The following is a 1,286-nucleotide window of genomic DNA, read 5'->3' as shown; positions in this document are numbered from 1 at the left end:
CGATAACGATGGGGTTTTAGATCGTGAAGAGGAGTCTTCACTAGCTATTGACGATAAGACCTTATATCAGGTTTTATACCCTGATGATTTGTTAGCGTACAACAAAAATGCTTCTGAGTCTTTCGTTCCTCAGGGGACGTGTTATGCCACATGGCTAGACAGAAATAAAGCTGATGAGATCAAAGTGAGCTTTGAACCTCAAATAGACGAATCTAGTAAGCAGGAAGTTTTATTTTTTAACGATACTTGGCCTGAAGTAATTAGATTTCAAGCTGATCAAGGAAGGTTTACCAAGGCAATCGGGAAAGGCGATATAGATGCGAGAATTACCTCCGCTAATTACGCGCGCACCAATAGTAATTTACTCTACTTAGGGTTTAGTGATGGTTCGATTTGGAGTGCTGATCTTACCCAAGCAGAGCCAAGCCTAACTCTTAGTTATCTGCTTCCCGAAAAACAAGCGGTTATTGCCTTAGTTGATCAGGGTGATTTTCTCCTGGCTTCAGTTTCTGCAGACGGCGCTAGTGAGAATATCTTTATGTTTGAAGATGCGGGGGCAGGCCAATCTCCGGTTAATGTGTCACCATTCTCAAGTAATATTCAATTGTCTTCGGCCGTGTGGCAGAACGCCGATAGCGCAGCACTATGGGGCTTTAGGAGTAATAGCAGTGAGTTGGTGCAACTTGTCGTGGATGTTCCTGGTAAGAGTTTGTCACAAACTATTTTTGAATCAGATCAAACACTCGTGTCACCCTTATATGTGAAAGAAGAGGTCGCTGGTTCAAAACTCTATATTTCGAACGGCGTTACCTTTGACACGAATGATTTAAGTTTCGAATATGACAATAGCAGTAATTTTAATCTGGGTATCTATCACCAGGATCATCATATTCAATCTATGAGCGCTAATAATGCATTACGCTTAAGTTATGGCCTTACAGGTGAGTGGAGTCTTGAGCAAAGTTATTACGGTCGTGAGCTTGTTGCTCTAATACCTACCGGGTTTAATGTTTTGGCTCTAACTCAGCCTTCAAATATTGATGAAAGCGGTTCTGCCGGCTTAAGGTTTGATGTGGTTCAAGTTGGAGATTCCGATGACAACGGCTTACCTCAATGGTGGGAGTCCTTATTTGCAGAAGGTACGCTTGCTCAGTTTTCCAACTTCGACCAGCCTGAAGAGTATGACTTTTCAACAGATTTTAATAGCATAATTGCTAGGGATTTTGATTCAGATAGCGAAGATATGGATGATGATGGCCTAAGCAATTCATTGGAACGTAGTCTAG

1 protein-coding gene is annotated in these 1,286 nt (G+C 41.9%); it reads left to right on the top strand.

The features are described from left to right. On the top strand, positions 1-1,286 hold a 1,286-nt coding region (locus A3766_RS31580; RefSeq protein ID WP_197479740.1), incomplete at both ends, for a hypothetical protein.

The sequence above is a fragment of the Oleiphilus sp. HI0132 genome (genome assembly GCF_001635845.1).
Note: the sequence above shows the minus strand (reverse complement) of the source record. Positions and strands in the feature narration are given on the sequence as shown.